This window comes from Kitasatospora sp. NPDC058184 (assembly GCF_042883725.1).
In the GTDB taxonomy this organism is placed as follows: Bacteria; Actinomycetota; Actinomycetes; order Streptomycetales; family Streptomycetaceae; genus Kitasatospora.
This window is the reverse complement of the sequence record NZ_JBHVVE010000004.1, coordinates 455,705-473,579: the sequence shown is the minus strand read 5'-3', so window position 1 is coordinate 473,579 and position 17,875 is coordinate 455,705. Positions and strand designations below refer to the sequence as shown.

The window sequence follows — 17,875 nt, the reverse complement described above, 5'->3', positions numbered from 1 at the left end:
CCGCGACACCGGCCACCTGGAGGTCGACGGTGCCGTCCGCCGCCACGGCCTGCGCCGCCGGCACGCCGATCGGCTGACGGGTGTCCAGCAGCCGGGCCGGACCCTGGGCATGGAACAGCGAACCCTTCGGGCCGTAGTAGCCCGCCAGGTCGGCGACCAGGTGCACCGTGCCGCCGGAGGCGTTGTGGAAGGACACCTTGCCGTCCACCACCGGCACCGTCACCAGGTTCGAAACCGTACGCCCGGCTGGCCAGTTGAGGTTGGAGGTGTTCGGCACCGCGGCACCGTGCGGGTAGACGGTCAACCAGCCGTCGACCTGCGGATCGGTGACCGTCACGTTCATCGTCACGGCCGTCACGCCCTCCACCGGAACGCCCGCGACACCGGCCACCTGGAGGTCGACGGTGCCGTCCGCCGCCACGGCCTGCGCCGCCGGCACGCCGATCGGCTGACGGGTGTCCAGCAGCCGGGTCGGACCGGCCGGGGTGAAGGCGCTGCCGATGTCGAGCATCTCGTAGGCACCGCGGTCGCGGAAGCCGCTGCCCGTACCGGTGTTGGCGACCGTCGGGTCGTCCACCGGGGCCTGGCCGCCGCGGTCGGTCGGCAGCATGCCCGGGGCGGTCTCGTCCGCCGAGTCGATCCGGTGGTCGACCGGGGCGTCCGGGCCCTTCGGCACGTAGGTCAGGGCGACGAAGTCGTGCACGCCCTGGCCGCTGTTCGCGGTGAGCTGGTCCTGGGTGCCGAAGGCGGCGCCGGCCCAGCTGTAGGGCGCGCCGCCGCTGCGCGGGTCGATCAGGTTGTAGTCGACCTTGGTGCCCGCGGTGGCGTTCGCCCCGACGGTGATCCCGGTGGCGGCGGCCGGGGTGGCGCAGGCCGCGCTCTGGTTCTTCGCGGTGTTCACCACGTTGTTCTCGACCACCGCGCCGGTCGAGCCGCCGTCCAGCACGATCCCGGCGAAGCAGGACGAGGTGACGGTGTTGGCCACCACGACGGTGTTCGGCGCGTCCTTGACCAGGATCCCGGTCATGTCGGACACGTAGTTGGCCTGGACCACGTTGGTGGTCAGGACGGTCCCGGTGGAGCCGCCGTCGACCTGGAGCAGCGGGCCGGGCGCGTAGCTGAAGTCGCCGCGGGCCCAGGTGACCTTGTCGGAGGCGTCGGTGATCCGGACGCCGCCGCCCGAGGCCGCGATGTTGGTGAAGGAGACGTCGTGCCCGCCGTCGACCACGACGGCCGGACGCTGGTTGCTCAGCACCGTCAGGTTCTCGAAGCGCAGGTGGTCGGCGCCCTTGACCACGATGGCGCTGTCCGGGTGGTTCGGCGCCCCGCCGCTGAGCGAGGCGACGCCGCCCGGCGAGTACTGCTGGGCCTGGCTGCGGAAGGTGATCGGGGCGTCGGCGGTGCCGGAGCGGGTCACGGTCACCGCGGTGTCGACGTAGGACCCGGCCGCGATCTCGACGGTCTGCCCCGGCTGGACGACCGCCGCGGCGGCCGCGACGTGGCAGAACGGCGCCGACTGGGCGCCGCTGCCGCTGTCGGTGCAGTGCGCACCCGCGGCGTTGTTGACGTAGAGCGTGCCGCCTGCCGCAGCCGCGCTGCTCGCACCGACGGCCGGCAGACCGACCGTCCCTACGAGCAGCGCGCCGACGGTCAGCGCGGATCGGACTCTGGACACGAATCCCCCCTGGTCACAGCGATCTCAGATCGCTAGGCAACCCTCGCCGCCGGACATCCCGGGGAAGGGCGCGGACATCCTTCCACGGGCTGTTCGGTCGGTACCAGGAGATTTTTCCCGAACTCCGGTGGGCGCGCGGGGCGTCGGCCGTCGCCGGTGTCCCGCGCGGCGCGTCAGCGCCCCGGGCGGACGGTGATGTCGGTGATCTCCGCGTCGCGGGAGGCGTCGAGGGCGGCGAGGACCGCCTTGGCGACGGACTCCGGCTCGATCCAGCGGTCGGCGTCGTACTCCTTGCCCTCCTGCTGGTGCACCTTGACCTGCATCGCGGTGGCGGTGCGGCCGGGGTAGACGGAGGTGACCCGGACGCCGTTGGCGTGCTCCTCGTGGCGCAGCGCGTCGGCGAGCGCCTTGAGGCCGTGCTTGCTGGCCGCGTACGCCGACCACTCGGCGTGGGCGTTCAGGCCGGCGCCGGAGTTCACGAAGAGCACGTGGCCCTTGACCAGCCGGATCGACGGCAGCAGGAGGCGGGTCAGCTCGGCGGGGGCGACGAGGTTGACGTTGAGCGTCTCCTGCCAGGCCTTGGGGGTCAGGTCGCCGACCGGGCCGAGCTCGACGACGCCCGCGACGTGCAGGAGGGAGTCGAGCTCGACGGGCAGCTGCTGGTGGCCGAAGGCCCAGGAGAGCTTGCCCGGGTCGCCGAGGTCCCCGACGAGGGTGCGGGCCCCGGGGAAGCGCTCGCGCAGCTCGGCGGCCCGGCGGGCGTCGCGGGCGAGCAGCCAGAGCTCGTCCCCGCGCTCGGCGAGTCGCTCGGCGAGGACGGCGCCGATGCCGGAGCCGGCGCCGGTGATCAGATGTGCAGCCATGGACCCGATCCTCTCAGGCCTTGAGCTGGGCGAAGACCTCGGCGGGGGTGTCCGCGAAGGTGATCAGCTCGGCGAGCGGGCGCGGCAGGAAGCCCTCGGCGTCCATCCGCTCCATCTGGGTGCGCAGGCCGGAGTAGAAGCCCTCGGTGTCCAGCACGACCACCGGCTTGTCGAACATCCCGTGCTTCTTGAGCTCCAGCACCTCGGTCACCTCGTCCAGGGTGCCCAGCCCGCCCACCAGGACGACGATCGCGTCGGCCCGGGCCGCCAGCTCCGCCTTCCGCTCGGGGAGGTCGGCGGTCCACACCAGCTCGTCGGCGCCGACGTACGCCTTGTGCCGCAGCATCTCGACCATCACGCCGACCAGTCGGCCGCCGGCCGCCTTCACCTCGTCGGCGAGCAGCCCCATCAGCCCGGCGTTCGAGCCGCCCCACACCAGGGTGTGCCCGCCCTCCCCCAGGAGCCGGGCGAACTCGGCGGCGGGGGCGGAGTAGCGGTCGTCGAGCGAGTACGCGGAGCAGAAGACAGAGATATTCATAGTGTCGTCTGGTCTATCACGCCCCCTGCCCACCGCTCACCGCCATTACTCGGTGTACGGCACGAGCTTCGACAGGCTCAGGCTGAAGCCGAAGGGCTCCGGGATGGTGATCGCGTCGCCGAACTTCCGGTCGCTGCGGGTGTGGTAGCGGTCGTGGTTCGGCTCGGAGAACAGCGTCACCGTCTGCTGGCGCGGGTCCACGATCAGGTACAGCGGGATGCGCATCTCGGCGTAGTCGTGCAGCTTGTCCATCCAGTCGTTGCCCGGGTTGGACGGCGAGACGATCTCCACGGCGATCAGGGCTTCGGCGGCAGGGGCTTTGTTACCCGGCTGGGAGAGGACGTCGAGGGGGAGGTAGGTCAGGTCCGGCTCACGCCCCTTGGAGACGTCCGGGCTGACGATCTCGCTCCGCTCGCTGGGAAGGTAGCCGTCAGGAGCGTGCTGCTCGAACTGCCTGCGCACCTGGGCCACGTTGAGCTGATGGATGTTGGACGGCGACGCCTGCATGATCAGCGTGTCTCCGGACCATTCGATCCGGACGCCTTCCGGGGTGATCCGCTCCAGCTCCTCGATGAACTCGCGGTGCTGCTCGTAGAAGGTCATGCCGTCCACTATGGCCGACCGGGCCGACATCTCACCCGCTGCCGGTCGGCCTGCCGACACCGGGATCCAGCCGGGCCTCTGCGTGGACAGGAGGCCCGGCCGCCGGCCGCTGCCGCTCAGGCGGTGACGGCCGGGCGCTCGGTGGTGGCGATGGTGGCGGAGCCGACGACGCGGGTGCCGTCGTAGAGGACCACGGCCTGGCCGGGGGCGATGCCGCGCACCGGGGTGTCCAGCCGCACCCGCAGTTCGCCGTCGACGACCGAGGCGCTCACCGGCACCTCCTCGCCGTGGGCGCGGAGCTGGGCGGTGTAGCGCCCGTCGGCGAGGGGCTCGGTGCCGCACCAGCGGGGGCGGATGGCGGTCAGCCCGGTGACGTCGAGGCCCTCGACCGGGCCGACCGTCACGGTGTTGTTCACCGGGGAGATGTCCAGGACGTAGCGCGGCTTGCCGTCGGCGGCCGGGCGGCCGATCCGCAGGCCCTTGCGCTGGCCGATGGTGAAGCCGTACGCGCCGTCGTGCTCGCCGAGCTTGGTGCCGTCGGCGTCGAGGATGTCGCCGGGCGCGGTGCCGAGGTGCTTGGCGAGGAAGCCCTGGGTGTCGCCGTCGGCGATGAAGCAGATGTCGTGGCTGTCGGGCTTCTTGGCGACGGCCAGGCCGCGGCGCTCGGCCTCGGCCCGGATCTCCTCCTTGGTGGTGTCACCGAGCGGGAAGAGCGAGTGGGCGAGCTGGTCGGCGTCGAGGACGCCGAGGACGTAGGACTGGTCCTTGGCGGAGTCGACGGCCCGGTGCAGTTCGCGCGCGCCGGAGGGCAGGTCGACGATCCGGGCGTAGTGGCCGGTGCAGACGGCGTCGAAGCCGAGGGCGACGGCCTTGTCCAGCAGCGCCGCGAACTTGATCTTCTCGTTGCAGCGCAGGCACGGGTTGGGCGTGCGCCCGGCCGCGTACTCGGCGACGAAGTCGTCGATGACGTCCTCGCGGAAGCGTTCGGCGAGGTCCCAGACGTAGAAGGGGATGCCGATCACGTCGGCCGCCCGCCAGGCGTCCCGGGAGTCCTCGATGGTGCAGCAGCCGCGCGCGCCGGTCCGGAAGGACTGCGGGTTGCTGGACAGCGCCAGGTGGACGCCGGTCACCTCGTGTCCGGCTTCGACGGCGCGGGCGGCGGCGACGGCGGAGTCGACTCCGCCGGACATCGCCGCGAGCACGCGCAGACGGCCGGTGGACGGAGTGGTCGGGGCACCCGGGAAGTCAGTCATGATGGCAACAAGGGTACGGGGTGGCCCGGCTGTTCCCGGAAGACGGGATCAGCGCCGGACGGCCGGGAACGGCGCCGCACGGCCGGGATCAGCGCCGGACGGAGGCCAGCCCGGCGTTGCGCGCCCGCTGCACCGCCGGCCCGATGGCCGCCGCCAGCGCCGTCACGTCCTCCCGCACCGAGGTGTGGCCGAGCGAGAACCGCAGCGACGCGCGGGCCAGCAGCGGGTCGACGCCCATCGCGAGCAGCACGTGGCTGGGTTGCGGCACCCCGGCGGAGCAGGCGGAGCCGGTCGAGCACTCGATGCCCTGGGCGTCCAGCAGCATCAGCAGGGCGTCGCCCTCGCAGCCGGGGAAGGAGAAGTGCGCGTTGGCGGGCAGCCGCCCGGCCGCGGACGGGTCGCCGTTGAGGATCGCGTCGGGGACGGCGTCCAGCACCGAGGCCACCAGTTCGTCCCGCAGCGCGCCCAGCGTGACGGTGTGCTCGGCCCGCAGTTCGACGGCGATCGCGGCGGCGGCCGCGAAGCCGGCCGCGCCGGGGGCGTCCAGGGTGCCGGAGCGCACGTCGCGCTCCTGCCCGCCGCCGTGCAGCAGCGGTACGGGCGCGGCGCCCCGGGAGAGCAGCAGCGCGCCGATGCCGAACGGGCCGCCGATCTTGTGTCCGGTGACGGTGAGCGCGGTGAGGCCGGATTCGGCGAAGGAGACCGGGACCTGACCGAGCGCCTGCACCGCGTCTGCGTGCACGGGGATGCCGTACTCGGCCGCCACGGCGGTCAGTTCGCGGACCGGCTGGACGGTGCCGACCTCGTTGTTGGCCCACATCACGGTGACCAGCGCCACCGACGCCGGGTCGCGTTCGATCGCGGACCGCAGTGCCTCGGGGTGCACCCGGCCGTGCTCGTCGACCGGCAGGTACTCGACGGCGGCGCCCTCGTGCTCGGAGAGCCAGTGCACCGCGTCCAGCACCGCGTGGTGCTCGACCGGGCTGCACAGCACCCGGGTGCGGGCCGGGTCTGCGTCCCGGCGGGCCCAGTACAGGCCCTTGACCGCGAGGTTGTCGGACTCGGTGCCGCCGCCGGTGAGCACGATCTCGCTGGGGCGGGCGCCCAGCGACTCGGCCAGCGACTCCCGGGACTCCTCGACCACCCGGCGGGCCCGGCGGCCGGCCGCGTGCAGGGCCGAGGCGTTGCCGACCACCCCCAGGTGCGCCGTCATCGCGGCGATCGCCTCGGGCAGCATCGGCGTGGTCGCCGCATGGTCCAGGTATGGCATAACCATCCGATTGTAGAGCGCCGCACGGGGCGGGGTTCCGGCCCGGGGCACCGATCCAGCCACCGCCCGCACGGGCCGGACGCACCACGGCCGGACGGCCGCGTCCGGTACTGGTTTGTACCACTGAGCCACCCAGCGGTTAGCCTGACGCCACCAGTCAGCCGGATCCACGGGGAACGCCATGTCGCAGTCGGTCGACCGCGCGCTGACCCTGCTCGACGCGCTCGGCGACGCACCGCTCTCGCTGGAGCAGGCCGCCAGCAGCCTCGGGGTGCACAAGTCCACCGCCCTGCGGCTGCTGCGCACCCTGGAGGAGCACGGCTTCGCCCGCCGCCAGCCGGACCTGCGCTACCGGATCGGCGGCCGGGTGCTCTCGCTGGCCCACCGCGCGCTGGAGGACTTCGACGTCCGGCAGGTCGCCGCGCCGTACCTGGCCGCGCTCAACGCCCGCTGCGGCTACACCGTCCGGCTCGCCGTGCTGCACGACGGCGAGGTGCTCTACCTGGACGAGGTGGCCGGGCCGCCGGGCGCGGAGCCGTCCCGGATCGGGCGCCGGGCCCCGGTCGACGGGACGGCGGTCGGCCGGGTGCTGCTCGCCGGGCTGTCCGCGGACGACGCCCGCGCGGAGCCCGAGCTGGCGGCGGTGCGCCGCCGGGGCTGGGCGGCCGAGTCGCGCGAGCACCGGGAGCCGGTGACCTGCGTGGCCGCGCCGGTCGCGGGCAGCGGCGGGCGGACGGTCGCGGCCTGCGCGCTGAGCGCCCCGGCGAGCGAGGTTCCACCGGCCGAACTGGCCAGGATGGTGCCGGAACTGCTCTGCACGGCCGAGGCGATCTCGCTCGCGTACGGCGGCTCGCCTACTCCTCGCTGGTGCGAGAACCGTTGCGGTGCCAGGCCCGCGGGGCACGCCAGCCGTACTTCAGGGCGAGCATCCGCAGCCCGAAGGCGGTGAGCGCGGCGGCGGTGCCGGTCACGCCGGTGAGCCGGTCGGTGGCGATCAGCAGGGCGACGACGGTGGCGCCGACCAGGGCCGGGACGGCGTAGATCTCCCGGTCCCAGCGCAGCAGCGAGGGGATCTCCCCGGCGAGTATGTCGCGGATCACGCCGCCGCCGGCCGCGGTCACCATGCCGAGCGCGATCGCGGCGACGGCGCCGAGTCCGAAGTCGTGGGCCTTGGCGGTGCCGGTCACGCAGAACAGCCCGAGCCCGAGGGCGTCCAGGGTCTGCACCGCCCGGTTGATCCGCTCGACCTCCGGGTGCAGGAAGAACACCACCAGGGCGGCGCCCAGCGGGGTCACGAAGTAGCCGAGGTTGGTGAACGCGGCGACCGGCGTCGCGCCGATCACCAGGTCGCGCATCACGCCGCCGCCGAGGGCGGTGACCTCCGCCAGCACACAGATGCCGAAGATGTCCATGTTCTTGCGGACGGCGAGCAGGCCCCCGGAGAGGGCGAAGACGAAGATGCCGACGAGGTCCAGCGACTGCTGGACGTCGGTCGGGAAGAGCTGGGATGTCACCGTCCATGTGTACCCGATGTGCACGGATGTGCCGGTGAACGTCCGTTCTCCGGATGCGAACGCACCGCCGGAAGGGTGCCGGACGGCTTGCGCGCCGTCCGGCCGGAGCGGCTCGGCTAGCCTCCGCCTGTGAAGCTCGTGAAGCCCAGGTCGGCCCCGGCGTCACCGCCGGAACCGTCGAAGTCGCCGCCGGAACCGCCCGCCTCCGCCAGGCTCGGCTGGCTCGACGCGCTGCGCGGCGTCGCCGCCCTCGCCGTCGCCATGCACCACTTCGGACTGCTCGGCAAGATCCCCCACGCGGAGCGGGTGCCGCGCCAGCTGGACCTCGGCTTCTTCGGCGTGATGCTGTTCTTCCTGGTCAGCGGGTACATCATCCCGGCGTCGCTGGAACGGCGCGGCGACGTCCGGGCGTTCTGGACCGGACGGCTCTTCCGCATCTACCCCGCGGTGGCCGTCACGATCGTGGTGAGCCTGCTGGTGCTGCCCCGCGGCGGCCAGATCGTCCAGAGCTTCCCCTTCGACCACCCGGTGCTGTCGCTCGCCGCCAACGGCCTGCTGCTCCAGGACCTGGTGGGGGTGCCCAGCGCCATCGGCGTGATGTGGTCGCTCACCTACGAGATGGTCTTCTACTACTTCGTGTGCGCGCTGTTCGTCCGGGGGTGGCACCGGAACAGCGCGCCGATCGCGGTCGGCTTCGCGTCCGTCGCCCTGGTGCTCGGCACCTGGCTGCCGATCGGCGGGATCTCGGTGGACCTGCCGGCCACCAGGCACCTGGTGGCGGTGGCCGGGATCGTGGTGCTGATGGCGATGGCGTGCATCGCCACCGCCCGTCCGGACCTGACCCGTTGGGGCGCGCTGCTGCTCGGCGGCCTGGGCCTGGTCCTGATCACGGTGAACAACCGGAGCACCGGCTTCGAGACCATGCTGATCTTCGCGACGATGTTCGCCGGCACCGTGCTGTACCGGCTGGAGCACGGCCTGCTCGACCGGCTCCCGGCCCTGCTCTGCTGCGCCTTCGTGGTCGTCGCCGGCGTCACGGTCGGCTACCTGTACAACCGGGACACCGCGCTCTGGCACACCTGGACCCCTTCGTGGCAGTCCTTCTCCCTCGCCTACCTGGCCGCCTGGGCCCTGTTCGCGGCGGCCATGCTGCTGCGCCGCCGCCGCTTCCCGCGCTGGCTGAGCGGGCTCGGCACGATCAGCTTCTCGGTCTACCTGCTGCACGGGCCGCTGATGTACTTCGTCGGCTGGAGGCTCCAGGGCTACCCGCCGATCGTCGGGCCGACGGGGCAGGCCGCGCTCACCCTCGGCTACCTGGGGGCGCTCGTGGCGCTCTCCTGCCTGTCGTACCGGCTGGTCGAGATCCCGTTCCAGCGCCTCGGCCGCCGGGTGGTCCGGGCGCTGGACCGCCGCTTCCCGGCCCCCGCCCCGGGCCCGCGCGAACCGGCGCCGAAGCCCGGACCGGTGCCGGCCGCGGGCGTCTGAGGCGCCCGGACGCCTGGGACGCGGACACCGAAGAGGCCGCCCGCCCCGGGGGTCCGGGGCGGGCGGCCTCTCGCGTCCGTGCGGGGACCTCAGGCCTTGGCGTCGGCCGGAGCGTTCCCCGGAGCGTTCTCGGGGAAGTGGCACGCCACCTGGTGCCCGGTCTCGAGCACCGCCAGCGGCGGCTCCTGGCTCGCGCACACGTCCTGCGCCTTCCAGCACCGGGTGCGGAAGCGGCAGCCGCTGGGCGGGTTGATCGGCGAGGGGACGTCGCCCTTGAGCAGGATCCGGTCGCGGCCCGCGCGCTGGCGGCGGCGCGGGTCCGGGACGGGCACGGCGGACATCAGCGCGTTGGTGTACGGGTGCATCGGGCTGCGGTAGAGCGAGTCCCGGTCGGCGATCTCCACGATCTTGCCGAGGTACATCACCGCGACCCGGTCCGAGACGTGCCGGACCACCGAGAGGTCGTGCGCGATGATCAGGTAGGTCAGCCCGAGCTCCTGCTGGAGGTCGTCCAGCAGGTTGACCACCTGCGCCTGGATCGACACGTCCAGGGCGGAGACCGGCTCGTCCGCGATGATCATCTTCGGCTTCAGCGCGAGCGCCCGGGCGATGCCGATGCGCTGGCGCTGGCCGCCGGAGAACTCGTGCGGGTAGCGGTTGTAGTGCTCGGGGCTGAGCCCGCACAGCTCCAGCAGCTCCTGGACGGCCTTCTTGAGGCCGCCCTCGGGCACCGCGTTCTGGAGCCGGAACGGCGCGCCGACGATGGTGCCGACGGTGTGCCGGGGGTTCAGCGAGGAGTACGGGTCCTGGAAGATCATCTGGATGTCGCGGCGCAGCGGCCGCATCGCCCCGACGCTCAGGTGGCTGATGTCGGTGCCCTCGAACTCGATGGTCCCGCCGGTCGGTTCGTCGAGCCGGGTGACCAGTCGGCCCATGGTCGACTTGCCGCAGCCGGACTCGCCCACGACGCCCAGCGTCTCGCCGGCGTTGACGGTGAAGTCGATGCCGTCGACGGCCCGCACCGCGCCGGTCTGGCGCCGCAGCAGCCCGCCGCGGATCGGGAAGTGCCGGGTCAGGCCGGCCACCTTCAGCAGCGGCTCACGGCCGGGGGCGGGTGCCGACCGCGGGGTCGGAGCCGCCTGAGTGTCCGTCATCGGTTCTCTCCAGAAAGGTGGTACGAGGCCGGGCTCACAGCCGGGGCGCGATCTCTTCGGCGAAGATGCGGTGCCGCTCGCCGGCCGCCAGGTGGCAGGCCGCGAAGTGCCCGGGCACGGCCTCGGCCAGTGCCGGGACCTCGCTCGTGGAGCGCCCGTCGGTCAGGGCGGCGTACGGGCAGCGCGGGTGGAAGGCGCAGCCGGACGGCACGTTGATCAGGCTGGGCGGGGTGCCCTTGACCGGCACCAGCCGGTCCTGGAGTTCCCGGTCCAGTCGCGGCATCGAACCCAGCAGGCCCCAGGTGTACGGGTGTTCGGGCGCGTCGAAGAGGGTTTCGGCCGGGCCGCGCTCGACGCACTTGCCGCCGTACATGACCAGGATGTCGTCGGCCAGTTCGGCGACCACCCCGAGGTCGTGGGTGATGATGATGACCGCGGAGCCGAACTCCTCCTGGAGGTCGCGGATGAGGTCCAGGATCTGCGCCTGGACGGTGACGTCCAGGGCGGTGGTGGGCTCGTCGGCGATCAGCAGCGAGGGGTCGTTGACCAGCGCCATGGCGATCATGGCGCGCTGGCGCATGCCGCCGGAGAACTGGTGCGGGTAGTCGTCGACCCGGCGGTCCGGCTGCGGGATGCCGACCCGGTCGAGCATCTCGACCGCGCGGGTCCGGGCCTGCTTCTTGGTGGCCTGGGGGTGGTGCACCCGGTAGGCCTCGACGATCTGCTGCCCCACCGTGTAGTAGGGGTGCATCGCGGTCAGCGGGTCCTGGAAGATCATCGCCAGTTCGCGGCCGCGCAGTTGGCGCACCCGGTCCGGGCCGGCCGCGATCAGGTCCTCGCCGTTCAGCCGGATCTCGCCGCTGATCCGGGCCCGCTTGGAGCGGTGCAGGCCCATGATGCCGAGCGAGGTGACGGACTTGCCGGAGCCGGACTCGCCGACGATGCCGAGGGTGCGTCCCTTGTGCAGGTCGAAGCTGACCCCGTCCACCGAGCGGACCAGGCCGTCGTCGGTGTCGAAGTGGATCCGCAGGTCGCGCACGGAGAGGAAGGGGTCGCCGGCCGGGGCGGGCGCGGCCGCCGGGTCCTTCTGGAGGTCGGTCACGAGAGCCTCACCCGGGGGTCGACGAGGGCGTACAGGAGGTCGACCACGAGGTTGCAGGCGACGATGAAGAAGGCGGCGAGCAGGGTGACGCCGAGGATCTTGGGCAGGTCGTTGTCGGAGATCGCCTGGACGGCGAACTGGCCGACGCCCTGGAGCGAGAAGACCTGCTCGGTGATCAGCGCGCCGCCGAGCAGCAGCCCGAGGTCCATGCCGAAGATCGTGACGATCGGGGTGAGCGCGGCGCGCAGCCCGTGCCGGGCGACGACCTTGCGCTCGACCAGGCCCTTGGCCCGGGCGGTGCGGATGTAGTCCTCGCTCATGGTCTCCAGCATCCCGGCGCGGGTGAGCCGGGCGTAGAGCGCGGAGTAGAGGAAGGCCAGCGAGATCCACGGCAGGATCAGGTTGCGGGCCCACATCAGCGGGTCGTCGGTGAAGTCGACGTAGTGCAGGTTGTCCAGGATCGGCCACTCGTAGCTGAACAGCGTGAGCAGCAGCGCGCCGGTGAAGAAGACCGGCAGCGAGACGCCGGCGAGCGCGACGCCCATGGAGAGCCGGTCGAAGATCGAGCGCGGCTTCAGGGCGGAGACGACGCCGGTGGCGACGCCGGAGACCAGCCAGAGCACGGCCGCACCGGCGGCGAGCGAGATGGTGATCGGGATCCGCTTGGTCAGCTCGGGCCAGACCTCCAGGTGGTTCTTGAAGGAGTAGCCGAAGCAGGGCACGTGACAGGTGGCCGGTTCCGGTCCGAAGTGGTACTCGGCGCCGCTGACCAGCCCCTTCAGGAAGTTCCAGTACTGGGTGTACAGCGGCTGGTCGAGGCCGAGGTTCTGCTTGACCGCCGCGATCGCGTCCGGCGACGGGTTCTTCCCGATGTACTGGGCGGCCAGTTGGTCGGCCGTCTCGCCCGCGAGGCGCGGGAGCAGGAAGAAGATCGCGAAGGTGACCGCGCTGACGACCAGCAGCAAAATCGCCGCCGCGAAGATCCTGCGGATGATGTAGGCAAACACAGTTGGGCGGCTCCGGCGGCCGCCGCCGTCCGGGATCTTCCGGACGGCGGCGGGCGCCGCTGCCTTCACCTGCCTTCAGGGATGCGGAGCCAGGCTCTTACTTGACGCCGATGTTCAGGTAGTCGTACTCGCCCGAGAACGCCGAGGTGGAGACCACGTTGGTGGCGTTGTCCGGGCGGTACAGGAAGACCTTGAAGTAGGTCAGCGGGACGTAGACCGCCTGGTCCATGACCTTCTTGTCGACGTCGCCGTAGATCTTCTCGCGGGCCGTCTTGTCGGGGTTGATCGCGGCGTCGTCGAGCAGCTTGTTGACCGCGGGGTTGTCCAGCTGGGCCAGGTTGTTGTTGCCGGACGGCTTGATGGTGCGGCCGTCGACGATCTGCTGGAGGAAGCCGTAGCCGGTCGGCCAGTCGGCGCCCCACTGCATCATCATCAGGCCGATGTTGTGCTCGGCCGCGAACTGCGGGGAGCCGGCGCTGTCCTGGAGGTACTTGCCCTGCGGGTACTGCTGGATCTCGGCGTTGATGCCGACCTTCTTCAGCGCGGCCTGGATCGAGGTGGCCGCGGCGACCTCGGTGGCGCGCTCGGTGCGGGCGGAGAGGACGGTGTTGATGCCGCCCTCCTTGCCGCAGGCCTTCAGGGCCTCCTTGGCCTTGGCCTCGTCGCCCTTGTTGTCCTTGGTCTCGTACGTGTTGAAGTCCTGGTGGCCCGGGATGTCCGGCGGGAGCACCGTGTTGGCGATCTGGCCGCGGATCGGGCCGCCGAGGGCGGTCTGCACCGAGACCTTGTCGACCGCGTACTGCACGGCCTTGCGGCACTCGATGTTGTCGAACGGCGCGAGCTTGGAGTTGATCGCCATGTAGACCAGGCGGCCGCCGTAGGCGTTGTCGGTGCTGGCCTTCAGCTTCTGGTTCTGGAGGATCTGCGCCTGGGTCTGCGGGTCGACGCCGCCGCCCACCAGGTCGACCTGGGCGTTGCCGGCCAGCAGGTCCTTGTCGATGGTGGACTGGTCGATGTTCATCCGGAGCACGATCTTGTCCGCGAGCTGCTTGCGGATCGGGTCGGTGCTCGCGTCCCAGTTGGTGTTCGGGACCAGGACGGCCTGCTTGCCGTCCTCGTAGGACTCGAACTTGTAGGAGCCCGAGGAGACGATCTTCTTCACGTACTCCGAGCCGGTGTCCTTGGCCTGCGGGACCGGCGCGGTCTGCGGGGCGCTGACCAGGTAGTCGAAGTCGGCGAAGGGCTGCTTCAGGTGGAAGACGATCGTGGTGTCGTCGGGCGTCTCGATCGAGTCGAGGCCGCCCTCCTTGTCCTTGTACGGGCCGGCGTACGGCGTGGCGTTGTCCACCAGGTGCTCGCGGAAGTAGACCGGGCCGTTGGAGTTCACGTCCAGCGCGTAGTTCGAGCGCTCGACGGCGTACTTGACGTCCTTCGAGGAGATCGGGGTGCCGTCGTCGTACTTCAGGCCCTTGCGCAGCTTGTACGTCCAGGTCAGGCCGTCCGCGCTGACCTGGCCCATCGACTCGGCGAGGTCGGGGACGAGCTTGTTGCCCTCGTCGCCCGGCGCCGGGTTGAAGGTGGTCAGCGAGCGGGCGTACAGGCGCGAGAAGTTGTAGATGTACGCGTAGTACGTGTTGCCCGGGTCGAGCGAGTCCGGGGTGCCCTTCATCTCGTAGGTGACCGTCCCGCCCTTCTTGTCCGAGGCGTTGACGATGCCCTTGGTGGCGGCGTTGGCGCCGGAGCCGCCTCCGGTGCCGGAGGACGAGGCGGAACCGGTGTCCTTCGACGAGCTGGTGCAACCGGTCACGACCAGGACGGCGGCGGCTGCGGCCGCGGTCAGGGCGACGGTACGGGACCTACGCATGGGTGAGATCAACCCCTTGGGGATGGGAGGCGGTGAAGGAGAGCCTTGACGGCGCATCACATGATGCGTGGTCATGTGCGGCGGGATCAGTTGCTCTTGGGATCGAGGGCGTCGCGAAGACCGTCGCCGAGCAGGTTGAAGGCGAGCACGGTGACGAAGATCGCCAGACCGGGGACCACCATGTACTGGGGGTCCACCTGGTAGTACCGGATCGCGTCCTGGAGCATCCCGCCCCAGGAGGCCTGCGGCGGCTGGATGCCGACGCCGAGGAAGCTCAGCCCCGCCTCGAAGAGGATGTTGGTCGGGATCAGCAGGGTCGAGTAGACCAGGATCGGACCGACCAGGTTGGGCAGCAGCTCCTTGAACAGGATGAACGGGCCGCGGGCGCCGAGGCTGCGGGCCGCGTGGACGAACTCCCGCTCGCGCAGCGAGAGCGTCTGGCCGCGCACGATCCGGCCCATGTAGGGCCAGTTGAAGAAGCCGATCACGAAGATCAGCACCAGCATGTGCAGCGGCAGGCCGTGCAGGCCGAAGGCTCCGCCCTGGAGCGAGGTCGAGATCGCGATGGCGAAGAGCAGCAGCGGGAAGGCCAGGAAGACGTCCATCACCCGGCTGATCACGGTGTCCACCCAGCCGCCGTAGTAGCCGGCCATGATGCCGAGCACGGTGCCGATGGTGTTGGACAGCAGGGTCGCGCCGAAGGCGACCAGCAGGGAGACCCAGGAGCCCTCGATGACGCGGGTGAGCAGGTCACGGCCCTGCAGCGGGTCGATGCCGAGCGGGTGTTCGAGGCTCATGCCGCCCCAGTCGCCGAACGGCAGGCCGCCGAGGTCGGCGTCCAGCAGGTCCTGGTGGAGGGCGTCCGGGTCGAGCCCGAACATCGACTCGATCGGCTTGGCCAGCACGGCGAGCATGATCAGCAGGATCACCACGACGCCGCCGGCGACGGCGGCCTTGTCCCGCTTGAAGCGGGTCCAGGCGATCTGGCCGAGGGAGCGGCCCTCGATCTTCTTGGCCGGGCCGGCGGCGGCTGCTGCCTCCGGCTCGTTCCCGGCGGTGGTCACGGATGTCATGGTCAGTTGGTCCCCTCGCCGACGGTGGCCGGCCCACGGGTGCCGGTCGCCGTCTTCGGCGGTGCGGCTGCGGACGTGCGGAGGTGCTTAGGAGGAGCGGGTGTTGACGGCAGTGCGTCGTGCACAGGCACTGCCACCACGCGGGATGGGCGTCGCGTGGACGGGCTTGTCGGCGTGCGCGCTCACCTTTGTGGGGTTCCAGCACGCGCGGTGCGTTGCGCAGAACTCTCTGCCATCCGAACTGGCTTGCGCCAGCCCTGACAACCGACAGATGCCCAACTGTGATCTGCGTGCATGCACCTCCCCGATCTTCGGCATATACCTCTTCACATGGCTGTAACTGCCATGTCAAGATGACCGGGCCGCACATCCGGAAATTCGTCCGGAAAGCATCGAAGCCGACTTGACGGACAATCAAGTCGGCTTCGGAGAATGGGTTTTGGGATTCAGCGCCCGGGGTAGCCGGGCCACGGCCGCTGCGGCTGCTGCTGCCAGCCCTGCGCCGGCGGCTGGGTGCCGTACGCGTAGCCCGGCATCGACTGCCCGGGGTACGGCGGCGGGGGCACCGGCGGGTACGGGCCGGTCGGCGGGCGGCCCGCCTCCCGGTCGAAGAACGGCCGCGCGTTGGCGCGCATCCACAGCGCCACCGGGTCGTACTCGTCCGACATCGCCACCGTGGACACCGCAAGCCCCTCCGGGGCCACCGCGATCGCGCGCTGCATCAGCGCCCGCACCGCCTCCACCGCCGGCGGCGAACTCTCGTAGAGGTCAAGGCCGATGGCCAGGTACGGCTCCCCCACCGCGGGCTGCACCCAGGCCCGGCGCAGCGCCCGGACCGCGCGCACCTCGGCGGCCTGCCGCTCCAGCAGCGCGAAGAACGGCTGGGCGTTCAACTGCGGCTCGCTGAGCTTCAACGGCCCGGCCGGCAGCCGGTCCAGGCCCGCGGCGACCCGGCGCAGGTCCGCCCAGGGCACGCCGACGCCGCCGCCGGGGGCGTGCGGGTTGAGCCACAGGCCCCAGCGGGTGCGGTACAGCGAGGCCGCGATCTCCCGGCCGGAGACGACCTCGTGGGCCCGCGCCCAGCCGGAGGCGGTCAGCTGCTCGGGCGAGGTGACGGCCGGCGCGTAGCCGTGGCCGCTGATCTCCATATTCCCGTACTGCGCGTCCGGGCTGCCCGGCGTACCGTGCCACAGCAGCATCCAGACCCGGCCGTCCGCCAGCGCGTGCAGCAGCCGCTCGTACGCGTCGTAGCGCTCCGGCGCGACGTCGCGCAGGGCGCGCTCCAACGCGCCGGGATCAGCTCCCGGGCGCCCGGCCGGTGCCTGGCCCCAGGGCCCCGGCACACCGCCCGCTCCCGTTCCCGCACTCATGCGCCCACCTCGCCGCGCCTCTTTCCCTCAACCCGCCGACCCGTCGGCCGTCTGCACGCACCCTATGGCGCGGCACCGGCCACCGCCACGGCGACGTGCCTCTGATCCGGACCCGCTCACGCCCGCGTGTGGAAAGGCAGTACCCGGGTGAGCAGCCACTCGACCACCGGGTCGTCGGCGAGGTCGAGCAGTACGAGGTGGACGCCCCCGGGCAGCGGCGCGGTTCCCAGCGCTCGCCCGAGTGCCTCGTTCACCGCGGCCGGGTCGGCCGGGGCCGCCGGGTCCAACTGGACGCCCACGAACATCACGGTCGGTTCGCCCTCGATGCTGGCCAGCGCCCTGCGGGCGGTCAACACACCGGGCAGCGCCGACAGTTCGCTCCGGCAGGCGGCCAGGAAGTGCTCCGGGTCCTCGCCCGGCACCGGCTCGCGCAGCGCCACCCGGCCGCCGGTCGGCTCCGCGGCGCCCTCGGCCTGCTCCCAGCGGTCCTCGCGCGGGCCGCGGCGCAGCTCGGCGACCCCCTGCGGCGGCACCGGGAGGCCCACCGGCGCGTCCGGGTTCACCGCGATGCCCAGGCCCAGCGGCAGCCCGCGGGCGAACTCCCACACCGGCGCGATCGCGAAGGCCATCCCCGGCGCCTGCTGGAGGAACACCTCCTGCGAGGAGAACACCGGCACGTACGGGTCGCCGCCCAGCTCGATGGTCGGCAGGTCGAGCGCCTGGCCCTGCGGGTCGGCCCCGGCCGGCAGCGGCACCCACACCTGGCTGCGCGCCAGCACCTCGAACACCCGTGGGGTCGCGCCCGGGTCGCCCAGGGCCGCGGTCAGCACCTGCTCCAGTTCGTTGGCCGGCCAGGAGCCGCCCGCCGGCGCCTCCTCCGGTCCGCCCCACCCCTGCTGCTGCTCCACCGGGTACCCCATGCGCCGCCGATTCCGCCCTCTGCCGTCGGCCGCCCACTGCCGCACCGACGCGCAGCAGTCTAGAGGCGTGCGGGGGTGTGGTCAGGACTCGTGTTCGGGTCCCGCGCGGTGTGACCGGGTCCCCCCTCCCCTCGTCGTCCGGGACGTGCCATGATGTGCCCGTCCGACGGCATGCGCCGCGGGC

Annotated in this window: 16 protein-coding genes; 2 read left to right on the top strand and 14 right to left on the bottom strand. The window is 71.9% G+C overall.

What is annotated here, in order from left to right:
- The 6 genes from ACFVXH_RS10660 to ACFVXH_RS10635 all read right to left on the bottom strand — a co-directional run.
- The coding region (locus tag ACFVXH_RS10660; RefSeq protein WP_380719654.1) for a right-handed parallel beta-helix repeat-containing protein at positions 1 to 1,675 on the bottom strand (1,675 nt) is incomplete at its 3' end.
- 173 nt (positions 1,676 to 1,848) lie between these two features.
- Positions 1,849 to 2,538 (bottom strand): SDR family oxidoreductase, encoded by a 690-nt coding sequence (locus ACFVXH_RS10655; protein ID WP_049658860.1) that lies wholly within the window; start codon positions 2,536 to 2,538, stop codon positions 1,849 to 1,851.
- A 13-nt stretch (positions 2,539 to 2,551) separates the two neighbouring features.
- A complete protein-coding gene (locus ACFVXH_RS10650; protein WP_074001491.1) occupies positions 2,552 to 3,076 on the bottom strand; it encodes a TIGR00730 family Rossman fold protein in 525 nt (174 codons plus the stop codon).
- A 45-nt stretch (positions 3,077 to 3,121) separates the two neighbouring features.
- On the bottom strand, positions 3,122 to 3,679 hold the full coding sequence (locus tag ACFVXH_RS10645) for a Uma2 family endonuclease (RefSeq protein ID WP_387822141.1): 558 nt from the start codon (positions 3,677 to 3,679) through the stop codon (positions 3,122 to 3,124).
- 116 nt (positions 3,680 to 3,795) lie between these two features.
- Positions 3,796 to 4,932, bottom strand: coding sequence for a tRNA 2-thiouridine(34) synthase MnmA (gene mnmA / locus ACFVXH_RS10640; RefSeq protein WP_049658857.1), 1,137 nt, complete (start codon positions 4,930 to 4,932; stop codon positions 3,796 to 3,798).
- Between the two features lie 88 nt (positions 4,933 to 5,020).
- A complete protein-coding gene (locus ACFVXH_RS10635) occupies positions 5,021 to 6,202 on the bottom strand; it encodes a cysteine desulfurase family protein (RefSeq protein ID WP_387822137.1) in 1,182 nt (393 codons plus the stop codon).
- 181 nt (positions 6,203 to 6,383) lie between these two features.
- On the opposite strand from ACFVXH_RS10635, the gene ACFVXH_RS10630 reads away from it, so the two are divergent.
- Positions 6,384 to 7,151 carry an IclR family transcriptional regulator gene (locus ACFVXH_RS10630; protein WP_074001489.1) on the top strand — a complete coding sequence of 256 codons (768 nt, stop codon included), beginning with the start codon at positions 6,384 to 6,386 and terminating at the stop codon, positions 7,149 to 7,151.
- Here ACFVXH_RS10630 and ACFVXH_RS10625 read toward each other — a convergent pair.
- Positions 7,057 to 7,716 (bottom strand): trimeric intracellular cation channel family protein, encoded by a 660-nt coding sequence (locus ACFVXH_RS10625; protein WP_049660599.1) that lies wholly within the window; start codon positions 7,714 to 7,716, stop codon positions 7,057 to 7,059. The two genes, ACFVXH_RS10630 and ACFVXH_RS10625, sit on opposite strands and share 95 nt — an antisense overlap.
- 129 nt (positions 7,717 to 7,845) lie before the next feature.
- On the opposite strand from ACFVXH_RS10625, the gene ACFVXH_RS10620 reads away from it, so the two are divergent.
- On the top strand, positions 7,846 to 9,201 hold the full coding sequence (locus ACFVXH_RS10620; protein ID WP_387822133.1) for an acyltransferase family protein: 1,356 nt from the start codon (positions 7,846 to 7,848) through the stop codon (positions 9,199 to 9,201).
- Between the two features lie 89 nt (positions 9,202 to 9,290).
- Here ACFVXH_RS10620 and ACFVXH_RS10615 read toward each other — a convergent pair whose 3' ends face one another.
- From ACFVXH_RS10615 to ACFVXH_RS10585, 7 genes are all read right to left on the bottom strand, one after another.
- Positions 9,291 to 10,355: an ABC transporter ATP-binding protein gene (locus ACFVXH_RS10615; protein WP_049649103.1), complete on the bottom strand. Its 1,065-nt coding sequence runs from the start codon at positions 10,353 to 10,355 to the stop codon at positions 9,291 to 9,293.
- Between the two features lie 34 nt (positions 10,356 to 10,389).
- Positions 10,390 to 11,457 (bottom strand): ABC transporter ATP-binding protein, encoded by a 1,068-nt coding sequence (locus tag ACFVXH_RS10610; RefSeq protein ID WP_049649102.1) that lies wholly within the window; start codon positions 11,455 to 11,457, stop codon positions 10,390 to 10,392.
- Entirely contained in the window at positions 11,454 to 12,464 is a 1,011-nt protein-coding gene (locus ACFVXH_RS10605; RefSeq protein WP_049649101.1) for an ABC transporter permease, read from the bottom strand. Before ACFVXH_RS10605 ends, ACFVXH_RS10610 begins: the two co-directional genes overlap by 4 nt.
- Before the next feature lie 97 nt (positions 12,465 to 12,561).
- Entirely contained in the window at positions 12,562 to 14,328 is a 1,767-nt protein-coding gene (locus ACFVXH_RS10600; RefSeq protein ID WP_074001488.1) for an ABC transporter substrate-binding protein, read from the bottom strand.
- An 86-nt stretch (positions 14,329 to 14,414) separates the two neighbouring features.
- Positions 14,415 to 15,401 (bottom strand): ABC transporter permease, encoded by a 987-nt coding sequence (locus ACFVXH_RS10595; RefSeq protein ID WP_049649099.1) that lies wholly within the window; start codon positions 15,399 to 15,401, stop codon positions 14,415 to 14,417.
- A gap of 446 nt (positions 15,402 to 15,847) precedes the next feature.
- The gene (locus tag ACFVXH_RS10590; RefSeq protein ID WP_079271895.1) at positions 15,848 to 16,771 is read right to left on the bottom strand and encodes an enhanced serine sensitivity protein SseB C-terminal domain-containing protein; all 924 of its coding nucleotides are present in this window, start codon (positions 16,769 to 16,771) and stop codon (positions 15,848 to 15,850) included.
- Between the two features lie 116 nt (positions 16,772 to 16,887).
- A complete protein-coding gene (locus tag ACFVXH_RS10585; protein WP_117489618.1) occupies positions 16,888 to 17,691 on the bottom strand; it encodes an enhanced serine sensitivity protein SseB C-terminal domain-containing protein in 804 nt (267 codons plus the stop codon).
- Positions 17,692 to 17,875 lie beyond the last annotated feature (184 nt).

Coding starts and splice junctions, on each gene's coding strand:
- ACFVXH_RS10650 (WP_074001491.1), bottom strand. CDS start 3,076: ATGAATATCTCTGTCTTCTGCTCCGCGTACTCGCTCGACGACCGCTAC.
- ACFVXH_RS10585 (WP_117489618.1), bottom strand. CDS start 17,691: ATGGGGTACCCGGTGGAGCAGCAGCAGGGGTGGGGCGGACCGGAGGAG.
- ACFVXH_RS10595 (WP_049649099.1), bottom strand. CDS start 15,401: ATGACATCCGTGACCACCGCCGGGAACGAGCCGGAGGCAGCAGCCGCC.
- ACFVXH_RS10630 (WP_074001489.1), top strand. CDS start 6,384: ATGTCGCAGTCGGTCGACCGCGCGCTGACCCTGCTCGACGCGCTCGGC.
- ACFVXH_RS10590 (WP_079271895.1), bottom strand. CDS start 16,771: ATGAGTGCGGGAACGGGAGCGGGCGGTGTGCCGGGGCCCTGGGGCCAG.
- ACFVXH_RS10615 (WP_049649103.1), bottom strand. CDS start 10,355: ATGACGGACACTCAGGCGGCTCCGACCCCGCGGTCGGCACCCGCCCCC.
- ACFVXH_RS10655 (WP_049658860.1), bottom strand. CDS start 2,538: ATGGCTGCACATCTGATCACCGGCGCCGGCTCCGGCATCGGCGCCGTC.
- mnmA (WP_049658857.1), bottom strand. CDS start 4,932: ATGACTGACTTCCCGGGTGCCCCGACCACTCCGTCCACCGGCCGTCTG.
- ACFVXH_RS10645 (WP_387822141.1), bottom strand. CDS start 3,679: ATGACCTTCTACGAGCAGCACCGCGAGTTCATCGAGGAGCTGGAGCGG.
- ACFVXH_RS10600 (WP_074001488.1), bottom strand. CDS start 14,328: ATGCGTAGGTCCCGTACCGTCGCCCTGACCGCGGCCGCAGCCGCCGCC.
- ACFVXH_RS10635 (WP_387822137.1), bottom strand. CDS start 6,202: ATGCCATACCTGGACCATGCGGCGACCACGCCGATGCTGCCCGAGGCG.